Source organism: Rickettsia australis str. Phillips (assembly GCF_000273745.1).
GTDB classification, from domain to species: domain Bacteria; phylum Pseudomonadota; class Alphaproteobacteria; order Rickettsiales; family Rickettsiaceae; genus Rickettsia; species Rickettsia australis.
Map to the genome: position 1 here is coordinate 25,151 of NZ_AKVZ01000023.1, position 14,886 is coordinate 40,036.

Here is a 14,886-nt window from a genome sequence, read left to right on the forward strand (position 1 = left end):
AAAAAGCTTTGTTAAATTTATGAATTCTTTGAAAAAAAGCTTTGTTAAATTTATGAATTACTGAAGTTATAACGGACATGCCGCCTCTAAGCAGTTCAATTAAATTTTTGGATGAAGTTGCAAGTTTAGGATCAAATCCACAACTTTAAAAGCATCTTTAATTTGCTTATCAAGTTCAATTCTGTCGGTTATAATATGTGTAGCAAAAAACTGATGATGGCGTGCTATTTTTCTTACCGAATTGTCAAAAACACAAAGATTAGTAACCAAATCAAGTAATCGTTCAGGACGACATAGAGCATAAAGTACTTTATCTTGCGTGGTAGGCTTCTATATTACCTTCTAATTCTTGTTTATCAAAATGATCTCTATAAGAAGCAAAATCACCTGTATAAAGATTATTTTTTACTTCTTCATATAAAGGGGTATTAATTAAATTGCGGATAATATCGATATTTTGCTTTTCTTCCGCTGCTTCTCTCCAAGTACTCCAGTATTTTTTTGAGCTGCCTATTATAGCGTATTTTGTCTCATCCTTATTTACGGCAATTAATATTTGAGCATAGTAAAAAAGATGTGGTATTTTATCTGATTTTTGATTACGTATATGCTGAGATATAGCTTGATCTAATGACTCAGTAGATGACTTATTCTAATTACTACAAAAGTTTATACCGTTAACGAATAATACAATATCACATATACGTATACTGCCTCTACGTATCTTTGACTCTACCGGCACTTCAAAAGCAATGTGATCAACATTATTCCAAGACTCTTGCCAATCTATATATTTTAAGTCATAGTTTTTAAAGTTTTTCTTAATGTTTGCACCTAAAGTTAGTAGATTATATATTGCTTGGTTAGTTTTTATTAAACACAATTTTTAATATCTCTAAGCTCACATACAGGCTCTTTTGCATCTTCATCATCTAAGTTAAAATGATGCTTTGTCTTATTAAGTTTTGTAATTTTATCGATTAATATATCCTCTAGCAATATGTCTTGTGCATTACTACGTTCTTTCTTCAGCGCTTCTTGATTAAGCAGTTTATAGCTGAATGCTATCAGCGTTTTCACAGCTGGTATATGAGAAAGATATTTTTCGTTAATATTCAATTCATTATTATTTGAGAACATAATTTTAATTACTGCTAAATTGTTTTGTCATTTCTAAGTAAGTTAACTGTAGAGATAATTTACCTATTAAATTTGCTATCAAGTATCTACTTGCACACACCATTTGCCGGTAAGTAGTTGCTATATTAAGCCTTGTTTTTATTTTTTTATAAGCTGAAGCTCTTTTTTGTATATTTCTAACGCATCACACAAACTATTAAGATAATTTGCACTTCGCTTTTGATATTCAAGCGAGGGTATATGTACAACATAATTCTCAATAGAGGGTTTTTGAATATTCGGCAAACCTGATCCTGTTTTTAGCCACATAATTTTAGGCTCATTTTATTTGAGTTGAAAAAATAAAAAATATTTATTTAAATTAGCAGCTAAATTAGTGACTGGATAGCAATGTCCGCCTAACCAAAATCTTTCCCTACATAAATTTACCAAACCACACGCACCACCTTCGCTAATAGTAATAGTATTCCCTTCCATATTCCATTTATCCGTAAAGCCTGAAGGAGTTACACCACTGTTCCAAACAGGATAAATACCGACTTTCATATCAAGACGGTTTAATTGTTGTCCTTTGCAAAGAATAGCTATACTAGAAAGTTTAACAGCTTGCCATTTTTCTTCCTTTGCCTGATTATTGAAAATATCCCGAGCAATTACGTTATAGTTTTGTTGTGTGATATCACATAATTTTGTTAATACATTTATACTTTCATCCTACATACGCAAAATATTAGCTATTGTTTGTTCAGGAAGAGGAGGAATTAAAATAGGTAAATTTGAGTATTCTTCAGCATTTATATTTGATTGCACTCCACTTCGTAAAATTTTTGTGATCCAAATTCTATATTCATTAGATTGAGTAAACAAGAAAAGATATTCCGGCAGAATAATTTTTTGATTTGGACGAAAACGAATTAAATAACTTGCATACGCTATAACTTCATTAGATTTATGTAAATAAGTTTTTCCTACACTACCAGTACGTGCAAAAACAATATCACCTTTTTCTAAATAATAACTTTTCGCATCTGAAAGATTTATACTTTTAGCATTATGATTGATTAAATTAACTTGTTCATCGATATCGGTAATACGTAAATATCTCGGTAACAAAGAATCATAACTTAGAGCAGCTACATTTGCACCATAAGAACCTTTTACTATAATATAATCTTTTAATAAATCCTTATGCATCATTTCCGCTTCTAAACTCATATATCAACCCCAAGCTCTTTTAGATAAATATCCATCTGTGAGCATATATTTACTCATTCTTTTTCGAGCTGTTGGATTTCTTTTTGCAGTTCTGCAATGTCAATTTCTTCTTCCTCCTCGTATGTATCAATATAACGAGGCATATTTAAATTATATTTATTTTTACGCATTTCCTCGATGCTTGCTAGATGAGAATATTTTTCAATGGTTTTTCTATTTTTATAAGTATCAACAATTTTATTAATATGCTCGTCTTCTAAATAATTTTGTCCTTTACCCGCTTTAAAAAATCTACTAGCATCGATAAATAATACATCTTTTCATTGTTCGTTTTCCCCTTTTTCTTCTCTTGAACGATCAAATACTAAAATAGCAACAGGAATACTAGTTGCAGTAAAGAGATTACCAGGTAAGCCTATTACTGCATCTAATAGATTATCTTCGATTAAACTTTGGCGAATTAGACTTTTTGTTTCCCCACGAAATAATACGCTGTGCGGTACTACTATAGTAGCACGCCCACTATGCGGCTTAGTAGTCTCAATCATATGAGAAATAAAAGCATAGTCCCCTTTAGTTTTAGGAGGAATACCACGCCAAAAACGTTCATATTCATCATTAGCTGCGTTTTTATGCCCCCATTTATCTAAACTGAAATGGTGGATTAGCAACAACTATATCAAATTTCATAAACTCATCTTTTTCAAATATTGCTGGATGATTTAGCTTATTACCTCAATAAATATGTGCCCCGCTTTCTCCATGCAAAAACATATTCATCCGTGCTAATGCCCATGTTGCATTATTCACTTCTTGACCGTAAAGTGCATAATTATCATCTCCTACCTCTTTAGCTGCTCGAATTCAAAGCGACCCTGCACCACAAGCTGGATCACAAATTATGTTGCCGGACTTTGGAGCCGCAAACTTTGCGAGCAAAGTTGATACGGTAGTTGGTGTATAAAATTCACCGGCTTTTTTGCCTGCATCTGAAGCAAAATGTGATATTAGATAAATATAACATTTGCCTATAATGTCTTCGCTAACTCTACCAGGACTTAAATCTAATGCTGGTTTATTAAAATCTTCTAATAACATTTTTAAGCGACGATTTAGCTCTTTGGTATCACCTAAACTAGATTTCGAGTTAAAAGCGATATTATGAAATACTAATTCTAACTTAGCAGAATTTCTCTTTTCTATTGCTATTACAGCATCATTTATAAGTTCACCTATGTTAGAATTTTTTCGCTGTGCAAAAATATCATAAAAAGTTTGATTTTCCGGTATTTAAAATTGTTCTAGTTCTAATTGCTGTTCAATTCTTGAAGGCTCGTTTTTATATTTTTCTTTATATTTTTTTGAACGTGGTATCCAAACATCTGAAATATATTTAAAGAATAGCATTACTAATATGTAATCTTTATAATTTGCTACATCTATCACACCTCGAAAAGCATCACAAACAGCCCAAGCCGCACTATTTATTTGATTTTATTTTACGTGATCAGTCATATCTTGATTTGATTTATTTTATCTAGTGATAGATTATATAGATTAAAAATTGAAAAACAATCAGTCTAGTTTTCATAAAAATAGATTATAATAATTATTTTTCAACTATTATGTTTAGTTATAAATAAAAATTTAGAAAATTTGAAGATATTTGGTGGAGGCAAGTAAACGATTTGCCTCCACCTAAAGACGATAGTTTTTTTATGCAACAACATTTACAAATAGCATAAGAATTTAAAGGGTTAGGACAAGCCTTCCTGTAAAAATTTTAGATGATTCAAAAGCAGGTTGTAACATCGTGATTTGCTTCTGCATTTATTTTCTTTATGTAAAGCTTTACTACTAAATTTTACTGCTGCTTTATATTGTTCTATAGCTTCTCTATAGCTTCATTGTATATTGCATAAATTATTATTCTCGGCGTTTAAGCTTTCTGCTTTTTTCTGCTATAGTGTTATTTTTTACAGATATTTATTTAATTATTGTAGCCAACGCTGCTTTATCTATTCTGTTATTTTCAAGATACAGCGTAGCAAGAGTAGAATTAGTTTTTAGTCCTGACGCTAGTTCCTTTGCTTCACTTTTTTGATTTATGTGTTTAGTTTTTATCAAACTATATAAAATATAGCTTATGACACAATACAATAGTTATTTCCTATAACTTTTTCTAGCGATCCAATATTCTCATCTTCATCTTTTTCTAAAAGTTCGTCGTAATATCCTGTGTCTATAGAATATGGCTTAAGGAAACTTAGAATATGTAATATTATTTCAGTAGATAAGTGCGAAATATGGACTTCACCTTTTATAAGTTCAGTATCAGGTTTTATTACTTTACATACCCCTGCTAGAGCTAAAGGATTTTCCTTAACAAAATTACTTACGGTTGATCATAGAAAGAAAATATCTGTTACATCTTCGTACTCTTTTAAATAATCTATTAGTAACTGCTTCTCAGCAATTTGATAAAATTTTAAAGCTACTAAATTTTTAATATTTAAATTAATATTTTTATCCTCAAGAGAAAAACGTTAATTAAAAATAAAGATAATTATTTTACTAATTCTCTGTTTAAGCAAATAATTTCCTCTACTTCTTCCGGTTTTTCTTTACGTATATCCCCTAACTAGCGGTTTAGTATAAGAGTAGTAAGAGAATAATTAGTTTGTAGGGCTTCTATGAAAAAATTGATCCCTTCAGGGCTAACGCTTCTTCTCTCAAGTCTAAGATACGTTAAAGTATTATTGGTTTTTAATGCTTCTGCAAGAAATGCTGCTCCTTTATCACCTATAGCCTACTCATTGCCCCAATGACAATCGTGACCTAAGTCAAGATATGTAAGAGATTTATTTACCTTTAACACTTCAGCTATTGCTTTAGCTCCTATAACACCTATTTTGCTATGGTAAAGACTAAGATACTTTAATGTATCATTAAATTCTAAAGCTTTACCAATCGGTTCAATTGCTCTAGGATGTAAATAATGATTGCTGCTTAAATCAAGTAAAATAAGCTTAGAGTTTTGTTGTAAAAATTCTGCAATTAATTTTAATCCATCACTTTGTATAAAAGTACTCTCTAGAATAAGGAAAGTAAGCGTAGAACTAATTTTTCTACCAAAAGTTGGTATATTAAGAATAAATTTTAATATTTTGTTAAAAATGAGCTATAAATGAAATAACAATGGGTTTTAAGAATATAGTAGAAATTTAATTAAAAGTATAAATAAAGGAATTGAGATTGTTTTAAGAAGTATACAAAGTTAGTTCTTTTGATGATATTTAAAATTCGGAATTTCAAAGAAATTTAATACAAAAATTAGATATTTTGGAACATAAAAAGAACATTCAAAGCTTTTGCTAAATTTCAAAAAGCTCTAAAACCCTTATAGGAACTGGTGGAGATGAAGGGAATCGAACCCTTGACCCTCTGCGTGCAAAGCAGATGCTCTACCCCTGAGCTACATCCCCGATTATATAGAAGATATATTGTTTATAAGTCATTAAGATAAGCTTTTAACTAATCCCCAAGGTAATGGTTGACCGTTACTTCCTACAACTAAATCCCCGGAAGATTCATATTCAGCAGCTAGAAAGGAATTTTGAGCAGCAATAAGCTTTACCGGTTTGATTTTCTGACCGTTATGAAAATATTCTTTAGCCTGTTCCCTAGAAGTTGGATTGTTTTTGGAAGCGGTTTTTGCTTTAGCTTTAGACATACACTATTAACTTTTTCTTAAACTTGTGGAGAATATAAAACTTTTTCCTAAACTTGTCAATAACTACCGTCTAGTAATATCTCAGAAAATGATTATTCTTCCGTTATTATTCACCTTCACCAGCTAACTCTACTTTAAATTCTGCTATTTCTGATATCGTTTTTCCGTCATATATACTAAACCCTACTCCTCTAAATTCTAATTTTGCATTAATATCTGCACCATATGATAATAACAGTTTACATATTTCATCATCCATAATATTTTTAGAAGTATATCGAACGTTTTTAGCAACCGTATGTAAAGGTGTTGCTCCGGATTTTCTTTGATCAACCGCAGCGCATTCCTCAAGTAATAGTTTTGCTACATTCAAGTACTTACAGCTTCATATAAAGGCGGTCTCCTAGCTAAACTCCCTCGTAACCGTTTTACTGAAGTTCCTTTTGCTATTAGATATTCTGTGCCACTAATATCCATAACGTGCAACCGTATTTAAAGTAGTGTCCTTAAAAATATTACTATGCATATTAACATTTGCTTTTCTTTCTTCAACTAACCATGCAGTAACTTTTATTGCATTATTTGAAGATGCTGAAAATAATGCAGTAGTAGATATTGTTTGTAATTTATTTAAACCTTTTATTACATCTGCTATCAAGAGAGATAACTTCTTTTAAAACAGCTCCATAACCAAATTGTTCTACATAAGATTTTGCATCTTTTACTATACTATTTGACTTTAGCAATAAAGTTAAATTGCGGCTTAATAGTTCTTTCATCATATTCTATTTATTTATAATTTTGTATAAAAAAATTACTCGTTAACTAAATTTATCTCACTTTAAATATCCGGATGCGTATTTGTGTAGAACGCTAGCAACAAGAGTTTAATAAGTATTCCTTCTTGTGCTACCACTCTTCTTTTTTATATGATTCAAATCATGTAACGGCCATCTAATATTAATTCTTTCTGATTTTTTAAAAATTAGGCAGCTGCAATTTTAGCTATCTCCTTTTGCTTTTTTAGCTCTTCTTCAAGTAGTTTTACAAGTTCACCTTTTTCAAAATAATCTAATATTTCTTGCTCTTCCTCTGTTAATTTATATTGCTTTATAGTTTTTACATTTAGCTTTAAATTTATTAGTACTTAAATATGATTTTAAAAGAATTACTAACCTCTCGATGTCATTCTCACGTGGCTCGGTTTTCCGTCATTGCGAGAAGCATTACTCAGTAATTCGACAAAGCAATCCCTACGGGGTCGCTCGCAATGACGATGAAACCAACCCATGACGGGTTTAGAGCTAGGAATGACACCAAACCCCTACTGATTAATTCTTGCTGTGCAAATCCTTTCAGTGATTTCTTTCAGTTTTTCTACTCTCTCAATTCAATATAAAAGCTGTGCTTTATTAATTTTATAGCTTTTATCGCACCTAGCTTTTACACACGCATCTAGAAGTAATTTAAAACATTCTTTTTGTTTAGGAGTTGCCATAGGACACACTTGCAATAACTCACTATTATAATTTGCTGCTCTACTACCTAACTTTTTTATATCATACAATTTAGGTTTGTAATTGAAAAAAACTAACAAGATGCTACTGTAAAAACTCTCCGTAGCTTGATGAAGATAAAAAGCACTATGTCTAAGGCTTTTTCTTTCTAAATTATTTGTAGAATTTATAAAAAACCCTACTCCAAAATCAAACCACTCTTCATAATAATCTTTAGCAATTTCTTGCATCTTGCTCCAAGGTAACTCCTTAGCTTCGCTAAATGTAAATTCCTTGATATCATATAAAAGAATTCCTTCTTTTATATATCCGTGTAAAAATAACTCCTATCTCCAACTGCTTATTTACCTCGTCTATTGACTCTAGGATTATAGATATCTCTGAATCATACGGGATAATCTGAGGTTTTATCACTCCTGTTTTCTCTAACCTTTTATATATATAATCTTCTAATCTTAAAGCAGTATATCCTTTATATTGACCTTTCTTCAGAATTATCAAGATATCAGTATCGATATGATAATCGTTAGGTAAATCACGGACCCAATCGCATCTTGCAAAAGAGCCATACAGAATAATCATAGCGATTTTATCCTGTGCAATATCTAGAAGCTGCTGCACTATAAAATTAAGTCTAACTTGGATTTTCAGAGAACGTTCAGGTAAAGTGATTTTCCATTATAATACTCTTATGTCATTCCTAGCTAAAAGCAGTATTGTTGCATGGATACCTACGTCATGCCTGCGTAGGCAGGGCTTTGTTGCATGCCTCGAAAAACCTACTCGATGTCATTCCTGCGAAAGCAACAATCCAAAAAAATAATCTTAATATTTACAAAATAAACCTAAAAAATAAATTTTTTGCAGGTTGCACTGGCTTCCTACTTTCACAGGAATAACATTGAACGCTTTGCTCGCGCTATGCAACAAGACTAATCAAGCCACAGTGGATTTTACCGCCTTTTTATCTACTCATGTGCACCATGACAATATTTGTATTTCTTACCTGAACCGCACGGGCATAGCTCATTACGGGATACCCTACCCCAACTAGCAGGATCATCAGGGTTTCTATCTTTTGGGTCAATGCGTGATACAACAGGTTTAAGGTCAGTCTCAAGGCTACTTCCTGCATTATATTTACTAAATGCTGGATCTTCACGACTCGCACGCATATTGTTCTGAAGTTTTTTATGCTCAAGCGAAACATCTTCTTTTTGAACATGTTTTAAGTCGATATGGAAGTGATACACTGTTTGAATAAATAATTCTTTTAAATTATTAAGCATCTGCTCGAATAAGTTAAATGCTTCTCTTTTATACTCACTAAGAGGGTCTTTTTGAGCATAAGCTCGAAGAGATATGCCTTGTCTTAAATGATCTAAGCTATATAAATGATCTTTCCAAACTTGATCAAGAGTAGTTAGTAAAATATATTTCACAGCATTATGCATTAACTCGCTACTATAGGCTTCTTCTTTTGACTTATATATATCATGAGCCATTTGTATAACAATCTTTGTGATTTCTTCTTCCGTTACATCACTTTTACTTACTAAATTATGCTCAAATTTTATAGAAAATACACGATGTAATTCTATGCTTAAATTTTCTATATCCCAATCTTCTCTATAAGAGTCTACCGGCATAAAAGTTAATACTATCTTTTTAGCGAGTTCCTCAGTAGTACTATTTAAGAAACCGTGACTATCTTTAGATTTAATAATTTCAGTACGTTGCTCATATATTATCTTACGTTGGTCATTCATTACATCATCAAAACGTAATAAATTTTTACGCATCTCGTAGTTATGTCCTTCCACTTTTTGCTGGGCTTTCTCAAGTGAACGACTAATCATCGGATGGTGGATAGCCTCTCCGTCTTTCAATCCAAGTGTTCTAAGGACTCCTGATATACGATCTGATGCAAAAATACGCATTAAATCATCATCAAGCGATAGGAAAAACTTAGTTTTTCCTGGATCACCCTGTCTACCCGATCTTCCTCTTAGCTGGTTATCTATCCTACGGCTTTCATGCCTTTCCGTACCTATCACAAACAACCCGCCCGCTGCAATAACCTGCTTTTTTTCTTCGGCAATTTGAGCTTTTATTTCAGCTGTTTTAGCTTCATAATTATGATCTTTATCCAGATGCTCTATTAACATTTCAGGATTACCACCAAGCATAATATCAGTGCCTCGTCCTGCCATATTGGTTGCAATCGTTACAGCTTTAAACCTACCGGCTTGAGCAATAATACAGGCTTCCTGCTCATGGAATTTAGCATTTAATACTTTATGAGGGATTTTTTCTTTATTTAAAACGCTTGAAAGTTCTTCTGACTTTTCTATGCTTATCGTACCGACAAGTATAGGCTGACCACGATCGTAACAATCCTTAATCAGCTTTAAGATGGCATCATATTTTTCTTTTTTACTGCCGTAAATTTCGTCATCAAGGTCAAGCCTTGTAACTTTATTATGAGTTGGGACTGCAACCACATCGAGATTATATATATCTTTTAATTCCGGTGCTTCGGTCATAGCCGTACCTGTCATACCCGATAATTTAGGATAATTACGAAAATAATTTTGGAAAGTAATAGATGCTAAAGTTTGATTTTCATTTTGAATTTTCACATTTTCTTTTGCTTCTAATGCTTGATGTAACCCTTCCGAATATCTACGTCCTTCCATTACACGACCGGTAAATTCGTCTATAATCATTACTTTACCTTCACGCACCAAATAATCTACATCAACAGTAAACATATTATGAGCTCTTAAGGCTTGGTTAACGTAATGTACTAAAGTTAAATTCTCAAAATCATATAAACCAGTATCAGGTTTTATAATACCCTCTTTACTTAAAAGCGATTCTATATGCGTAATGCCTGTTTCCGTTAGGTTAATAGTTTTTAATTTTTCGTCTTTTTCAAAATCACTTATATTAAGCAGACGTACAATTTTATCAATTTTACCGTATAATTCTGAATTATCATTAACCGGACCTGAAATAACAAGCGGCGTTCTTGCTTCATCTATCAAAATCGAATCAACCTCATCAATGATAGCAAAATTAAAAGGACGAAGTACCCGCTCCTGCAAGCTATACTTCATGTTATCTCTCAAATAATCGAAACCGAGTTCATTATTTGTTGCATGAGTAATATCGGCATTATAGGCGGCTCTTTTTGCTTCATCAGGCATACCGGCAACAATACATCCAACTGATAAACCTAAAAAATTGTAAATTTTACCCATAGAAGCAGAATCACGGCTTGCCAAATAATCATTCACGGTTACAACATGTACGCCTTTTCCGGTTAAAGCATTTAAGTAAGCAGGAAGCGTTGCAACTAATGTCTTACCCTCGCCGGTACGCATTTCGGTAATCATGCCTCGGTGTAATATAAGCCCCCCTATAAGCTGAACATCAAAATGACGCATACCGCAAACTCTTCTAGCAGCTTCCCTAACTACCGCAAACACCTCATATACTATATCGTCTAAAGTAGCTCCATTTTTAAGCTTTTCTTTAAACTCTACAGTTTTATTCTTTAACTCCTCATCTGATAATTTTTGTATAGCGGGCTCAAGCGCGTTAATTTTTGTAATTTCAGAAAATAGTTTTTTTACAGTACGATCATTTGCAGTACCAAAAAGTTTTTTTAAAATCGAAAGCATTAAAGTCCTAAAATAATTATTTTGTATTTTAAATTTATAGTACTGAATCGATGTCATTCCTGCGAATAAAGAAGTGTCCAGTACTATGTTATTTTAAAATATAGGCGATTTTTGTTAATAGTGCTATATAAATTTACTACATAATTTTTGTAAATTATTATTAATAAATAAAATATTCTCAAATAGCTGTTGACGGTTATATATTATTTTTATAGAATTTAAGCTTATGTTTAACACAATTATGAGTCATAAATGAAAAAATTATCTGTTATATTTTTATCAGTTAGCATGCTTTCCGGTATTGCTTTTGCCGATAAAGACAAAGTAGTTGCTATCTATAAAGGTGGTGAAGTAAAAGAATCGCAAATTATGAAAGAATTTAAGCCTCAGCTTAATCTTCAATCAGGTGAAACAATCAAAAATTTTGATGATTTTCCACCGCAAGATCAGGAAAAATTAATAAAAATTTATGTTAATAATCTTTTGTTAAAAGAAGAAGTTGCTAAGTCAAATATTACTTCATCTAAAGAATTCCAAGAAAAACTTGAAAATGCAAAAAATCAATTAGCTCAGCAAGAATTACTAGCAAATTACATAAAATCTAATATTACAGATAAGATGTTTGATGACGAATATAATAAATATGTCGGTAACCTTAAAGGTAAAGAGCAAATAAAAGTTGCTCATATTTTAGTTAAATCTCAAAAAGAAGCTAATGATATAAAGACCAAATTAAGCAAAGGCGGAAATTTCACTAAGCTTGCAGAAGAGTTATCTCTTGATAAAGCTTCAGCTTCAAACGGTGGAGTTATAGGCTACATTCTATTAAATCAACCTGGACAGTTAGTACCGGAATTTGAGAAGAAAGCTTTTGCTTTAAAAGTAAATGAAGTTTCAACTCCTGTAAAAACCGATTTCGGTTGGCATATTATCAAAGTGCTTGAGAAAAAACCTGTGCCTATTCCAACAAAAGAAGAAGCAAAAGTAACTATTGATAATATATTAGCTGCAGAAGTACTAAAGAAATATATTTCTGATTTAGAAGCTAAAGCCGATTTAAAAATCATGTTACCTAAAGCAGATAACAAAGCCGGATCGTAATTTATTGAATATCATTGCTAGCTAAACGCAGTATGGCTTGTCGATGTCATTCCCACAAAAGCTGGAATCCAGTAAAATCTATAAAAAACTTATTGTTATAGATTTATTTTATTAAATATAAATTAAATAAAGTTATTTTTTTGGATTCCAGCCTTTGCGGGAATGACATTAGGTAGATTTTTGAACCATGCAACAACGTCTATGCCTGCTCTCAATAACAGATCGGTACTACCCAAGAATGACACCTAACAACTACTCTCAACTATAGCAAACGCCACGCATACAGGATAATCATCAGAAAGAGAAAGGTGAATATTAAAAGAAGAGTATTTTTGTGTATAGCTTGCACTAACTTCTACTATAGGCTTGCCTAAATCATCATTGAGTATAGTAATGTCTTTAAAGTTTATGCCTTGACCGATACCAACACCAAAAGCTTTACTAACAGCTTCTTTAGCAGCAAAACGTTTTGCTAAAAAAGTAGCATGACTTGTTTTATCTAATAAAGCAAACTGTCTTAATTCTTTTGAGGCTAGAATTCTTTTAGCAAAAAGTTCTGGATATAAATGTAATATTTTTTCGATTCTAAGAATTTGTACTATATCAGTACCGACACCGATAAGCATTTACTTAGCGGTGTCATAATCTTCGCCATTCTCATCAATAAATATTTGATCATCTAAATCAGAATAATCTTCCGTTATACAAACTTCAGATAAGTACTCAAATTCTTCTTTTATATCCTCTGATTCATCTTGATTAACAAGCGGCTCTATCATAGTTTTTGTACGCAGACTATTTATTAAGTCTTGCTCTAACTGTTCTACCAATACTTTTCCGGCAGCAATTCTACGTAATGAGATAACAGGAGGCTTATCCCGTTTTTCTTTTTTGATTTGATTAGTTTCTACTTTATAATTTAATAATTTAGCATATCTTGTTGCTAGTACAACAAGACGAAACCTATCCGGTATAATTTTATTACAATCTTCTGCTGTAATTCTTGCCATAATTTTCTCCGTTAAAAATAGTATACTACAAATCAATAGGAAATGAGTATACGAAGATCAACTTCAAAAAGAGTAAAGAGTTCACAAGGCAAGGAACGCAACATATACTTAATACGTGAGTACCGCGTCTCTTGTAGAACGACGTAGCCAATTTGTGAAGTTGATCGAGTATATTATACCCTTTTTATATCCGCACCGCAATTACTTAATTTTTTTTCTAAATCTTGAAAGCCACGATCCAAGTGATATATTCGGTGTAATACGGTTTTGCTATTAGTACTGAGCCCTGCGAGTATTAGCGATACCGAAGCTCTAAGGTCGCTTGCCATAACTTCTGCTCCTTTTAACATTTCTACACCTCGAACGACCGCCTTATTACCTCGTACTACTATATCTGCTCCCATTCTACATAATTCAGGGACATGCATGAAACGATTTTCAAAAATATTCTCGGTAATCATTGAAACACCGCTACTAAGCGTCATAAGGCTCATAAATTGAGCTTGCAAATCAGTAGCAAAGCCAGGATAGGGATTAGTTTCTAAATCAACTGAATTTAACTTCCCTTCATAAGTTATTTGAACTCCGTTATTGACCGGCACAACTTTTATACCGGTTTCAATAAGTTTTAAAGCTATATTTTCTATAATATGGTAATCAATCCCACAAATTTTTACATCACCTTTAGTAATAGCTGCCGCAAACATATAAGTACCGGCTTCAATACGATCAGAAAGTACTTTATAGCTCGTTTTATTTAAAGAATCTTTACCTTTAATCGTTATTTCACTAGTACCGACACCTGCAATATCGGCTCCCATTTTGATAAGGCAATTACATAAATCAACTATCTCCGGCTCCAGGCCGCAATTAAAAAGCACAGTTTCCCCTTCTGCTAAAACAGCTGCAAGTATTGCATTAATCGTAGCACCTACGGAAACTTTATCAAAAACAAAATGAGTACCTTTTAAGCGTCCTTTACTTGAAGCGTTAATATAACCGTCTTCTATTTCAATCGTAGCTCCCATAGCTTTTAATACGGCAATATGCAAATCTACTTGCCTTGCTCCAATAGCACAACCACCCGGGAGCGATACTTTTGCTTTACCGTATTTAGTAAGCAAAGGACCAAGCACCCAAATCGATGCTCTCATTTTACGAACTATCTCATAATCTGCAGTAAAGTTATTTATATTGCCGGTATTAATTATAAGCTCAAATTCATCCATGTGTTCTATTATTTCGATACCTGCTCCGTGACTTCGTAGCAAATCTTTCATAGTACTAACATCCGTTAATTTTGGAACATTAGTAATATGCAGTTTATCGGTAAGAATAGACGCCGCCATAATAGGTAACACGGCATTTTTAGCACCACTAATATTAATATTACCTTTAAGAGGTTTACCGCCGTGAATAATTAATTTTTGCATAAGTTTTTGTTATATCATTCTTACCGTTGTCATTCTCGCGTAAGCGGG

General features: G+C 32.2%; 14 protein-coding genes, 1 tRNA gene and 4 pseudogenes. 3 read left to right on the forward strand and 16 right to left on the reverse strand.

The window, feature by feature from the left end:
• Positions 1-310 precede the first annotated feature (310 nt).
• The 6 genes and pseudogenes from A452_RS12025 to A452_RS12995 form a co-directional block, all read right to left on the reverse strand.
• Positions 311-883 (reverse strand): annotated as a pseudogene (locus tag A452_RS12025) (type I restriction endonuclease).
• Entirely contained in the window at positions 874-1,140 is a 267-nt protein-coding gene (locus A452_RS0104100; protein ID WP_014412572.1) for a hypothetical protein, read from the reverse strand. Before A452_RS0104100 ends, A452_RS12025 begins: the two are co-directional and overlap by 10 nt.
• Before the next feature lie 138 nt (positions 1,141-1,278).
• Positions 1,279-1,845: pseudogene (locus tag A452_RS12030) on the reverse strand (restriction endonuclease subunit S).
• A gap of 9 nt (positions 1,846-1,854) precedes the next feature.
• Positions 1,855-2,355 carry a restriction endonuclease subunit S gene (locus A452_RS0104115; RefSeq protein WP_014412569.1) on the reverse strand — a complete coding sequence of 167 codons (501 nt, stop codon included), beginning with the start codon at positions 2,353-2,355 and terminating at the stop codon, positions 1,855-1,857.
• 53 nt (positions 2,356-2,408) lie between these two features.
• Positions 2,409-3,029 (reverse strand): annotated as a pseudogene (locus A452_RS12560) (N-6 DNA methylase).
• 61 nt (positions 3,030-3,090) lie between these two features.
• Positions 3,091-3,801: pseudogene (locus A452_RS12995) on the reverse strand (N-6 DNA methylase).
• A gap of 792 nt (positions 3,802-4,593) precedes the next feature.
• Between A452_RS12995 and A452_RS10825 the strand changes: the two are divergent.
• Together A452_RS10825 and A452_RS12570 are read left to right on the forward strand one after the other, a co-directional pair.
• Positions 4,594-4,806 carry a hypothetical protein gene (locus tag A452_RS10825; RefSeq protein WP_014412568.1) on the forward strand — a complete coding sequence of 71 codons (213 nt, stop codon included), beginning with the start codon at positions 4,594-4,596 and terminating at the stop codon, positions 4,804-4,806.
• A gap of 242 nt (positions 4,807-5,048) precedes the next feature.
• Positions 5,049-5,183 (forward strand): hypothetical protein, encoded by a 135-nt coding sequence (locus A452_RS12570; RefSeq protein ID WP_274517400.1) that lies wholly within the window; start codon positions 5,049-5,051, stop codon positions 5,181-5,183.
• Between the two features lie 582 nt (positions 5,184-5,765).
• Here the strand turns inward: A452_RS12570 and A452_RS0104140 are convergent.
• From A452_RS0104140 to secA, 7 genes are all read right to left on the reverse strand, one after another.
• Positions 5,766-5,840, reverse strand: a tRNA-Ala gene (locus A452_RS0104140).
• Positions 5,841-5,872: 32 nt separating this feature from the next.
• Positions 5,873-6,088 carry a hypothetical protein gene (locus A452_RS0104145; protein WP_014412567.1) on the reverse strand — a complete coding sequence of 72 codons (216 nt, stop codon included), beginning with the start codon at positions 6,086-6,088 and terminating at the stop codon, positions 5,873-5,875.
• 106 nt (positions 6,089-6,194) lie between these two features.
• Positions 6,195-6,461 carry an ankyrin repeat domain-containing protein gene (locus A452_RS0104150; protein WP_014412566.1) on the reverse strand — a complete coding sequence of 89 codons (267 nt, stop codon included), beginning with the start codon at positions 6,459-6,461 and terminating at the stop codon, positions 6,195-6,197.
• A gap of 93 nt (positions 6,462-6,554) precedes the next feature.
• A complete protein-coding gene (locus A452_RS12040) occupies positions 6,555-6,746 on the reverse strand; it encodes a hypothetical protein (RefSeq protein WP_017208587.1) in 192 nt (63 codons plus the stop codon).
• A gap of 732 nt (positions 6,747-7,478) precedes the next feature.
• Positions 7,479-7,835, reverse strand: a complete 357-nt coding sequence (locus tag A452_RS12045; protein WP_155813366.1) for a HEPN domain-containing protein — start codon at positions 7,833-7,835, stop codon at positions 7,479-7,481.
• Positions 7,836-7,884: 49 nt separating this feature from the next.
• On the reverse strand, positions 7,885-8,226 hold the full coding sequence (locus A452_RS12050; RefSeq protein ID WP_231290006.1) for a hypothetical protein: 342 nt from the start codon (positions 8,224-8,226) through the stop codon (positions 7,885-7,887).
• Between the two features lie 347 nt (positions 8,227-8,573).
• A complete protein-coding gene (secA, locus tag A452_RS0104170; protein ID WP_014412565.1) occupies positions 8,574-11,294 on the reverse strand; it encodes a preprotein translocase subunit SecA in 2,721 nt (906 codons plus the stop codon).
• Between the two features lie 252 nt (positions 11,295-11,546).
• On the opposite strand from secA, the gene A452_RS0104175 reads away from it, so the two are divergent.
• A complete protein-coding gene (locus A452_RS0104175; RefSeq protein ID WP_014412564.1) occupies positions 11,547-12,395 on the forward strand; it encodes a foldase protein PrsA in 849 nt (282 codons plus the stop codon).
• Between the two features lie 245 nt (positions 12,396-12,640).
• Here the strand turns inward: A452_RS0104175 and acpS are convergent, their stop codons facing one another.
• The 3 genes from acpS to murA form a co-directional block, all read right to left on the reverse strand.
• A complete protein-coding gene (acpS, locus tag A452_RS0104185; protein WP_014412563.1) occupies positions 12,641-13,021 on the reverse strand; it encodes a holo-ACP synthase in 381 nt (126 codons plus the stop codon).
• Positions 13,022-13,405: a DNA-directed RNA polymerase subunit omega gene (rpoZ, locus tag A452_RS0104190; protein ID WP_014412562.1), complete on the reverse strand. Its 384-nt coding sequence runs from the start codon at positions 13,403-13,405 to the stop codon at positions 13,022-13,024.
• A gap of 173 nt (positions 13,406-13,578) precedes the next feature.
• The gene (gene murA / locus A452_RS0104195) at positions 13,579-14,838 is read right to left on the reverse strand and encodes a UDP-N-acetylglucosamine 1-carboxyvinyltransferase (protein WP_014412561.1); all 1,260 of its coding nucleotides are present in this window, start codon (positions 14,836-14,838) and stop codon (positions 13,579-13,581) included.
• Positions 14,839-14,886 lie beyond the last annotated feature (48 nt).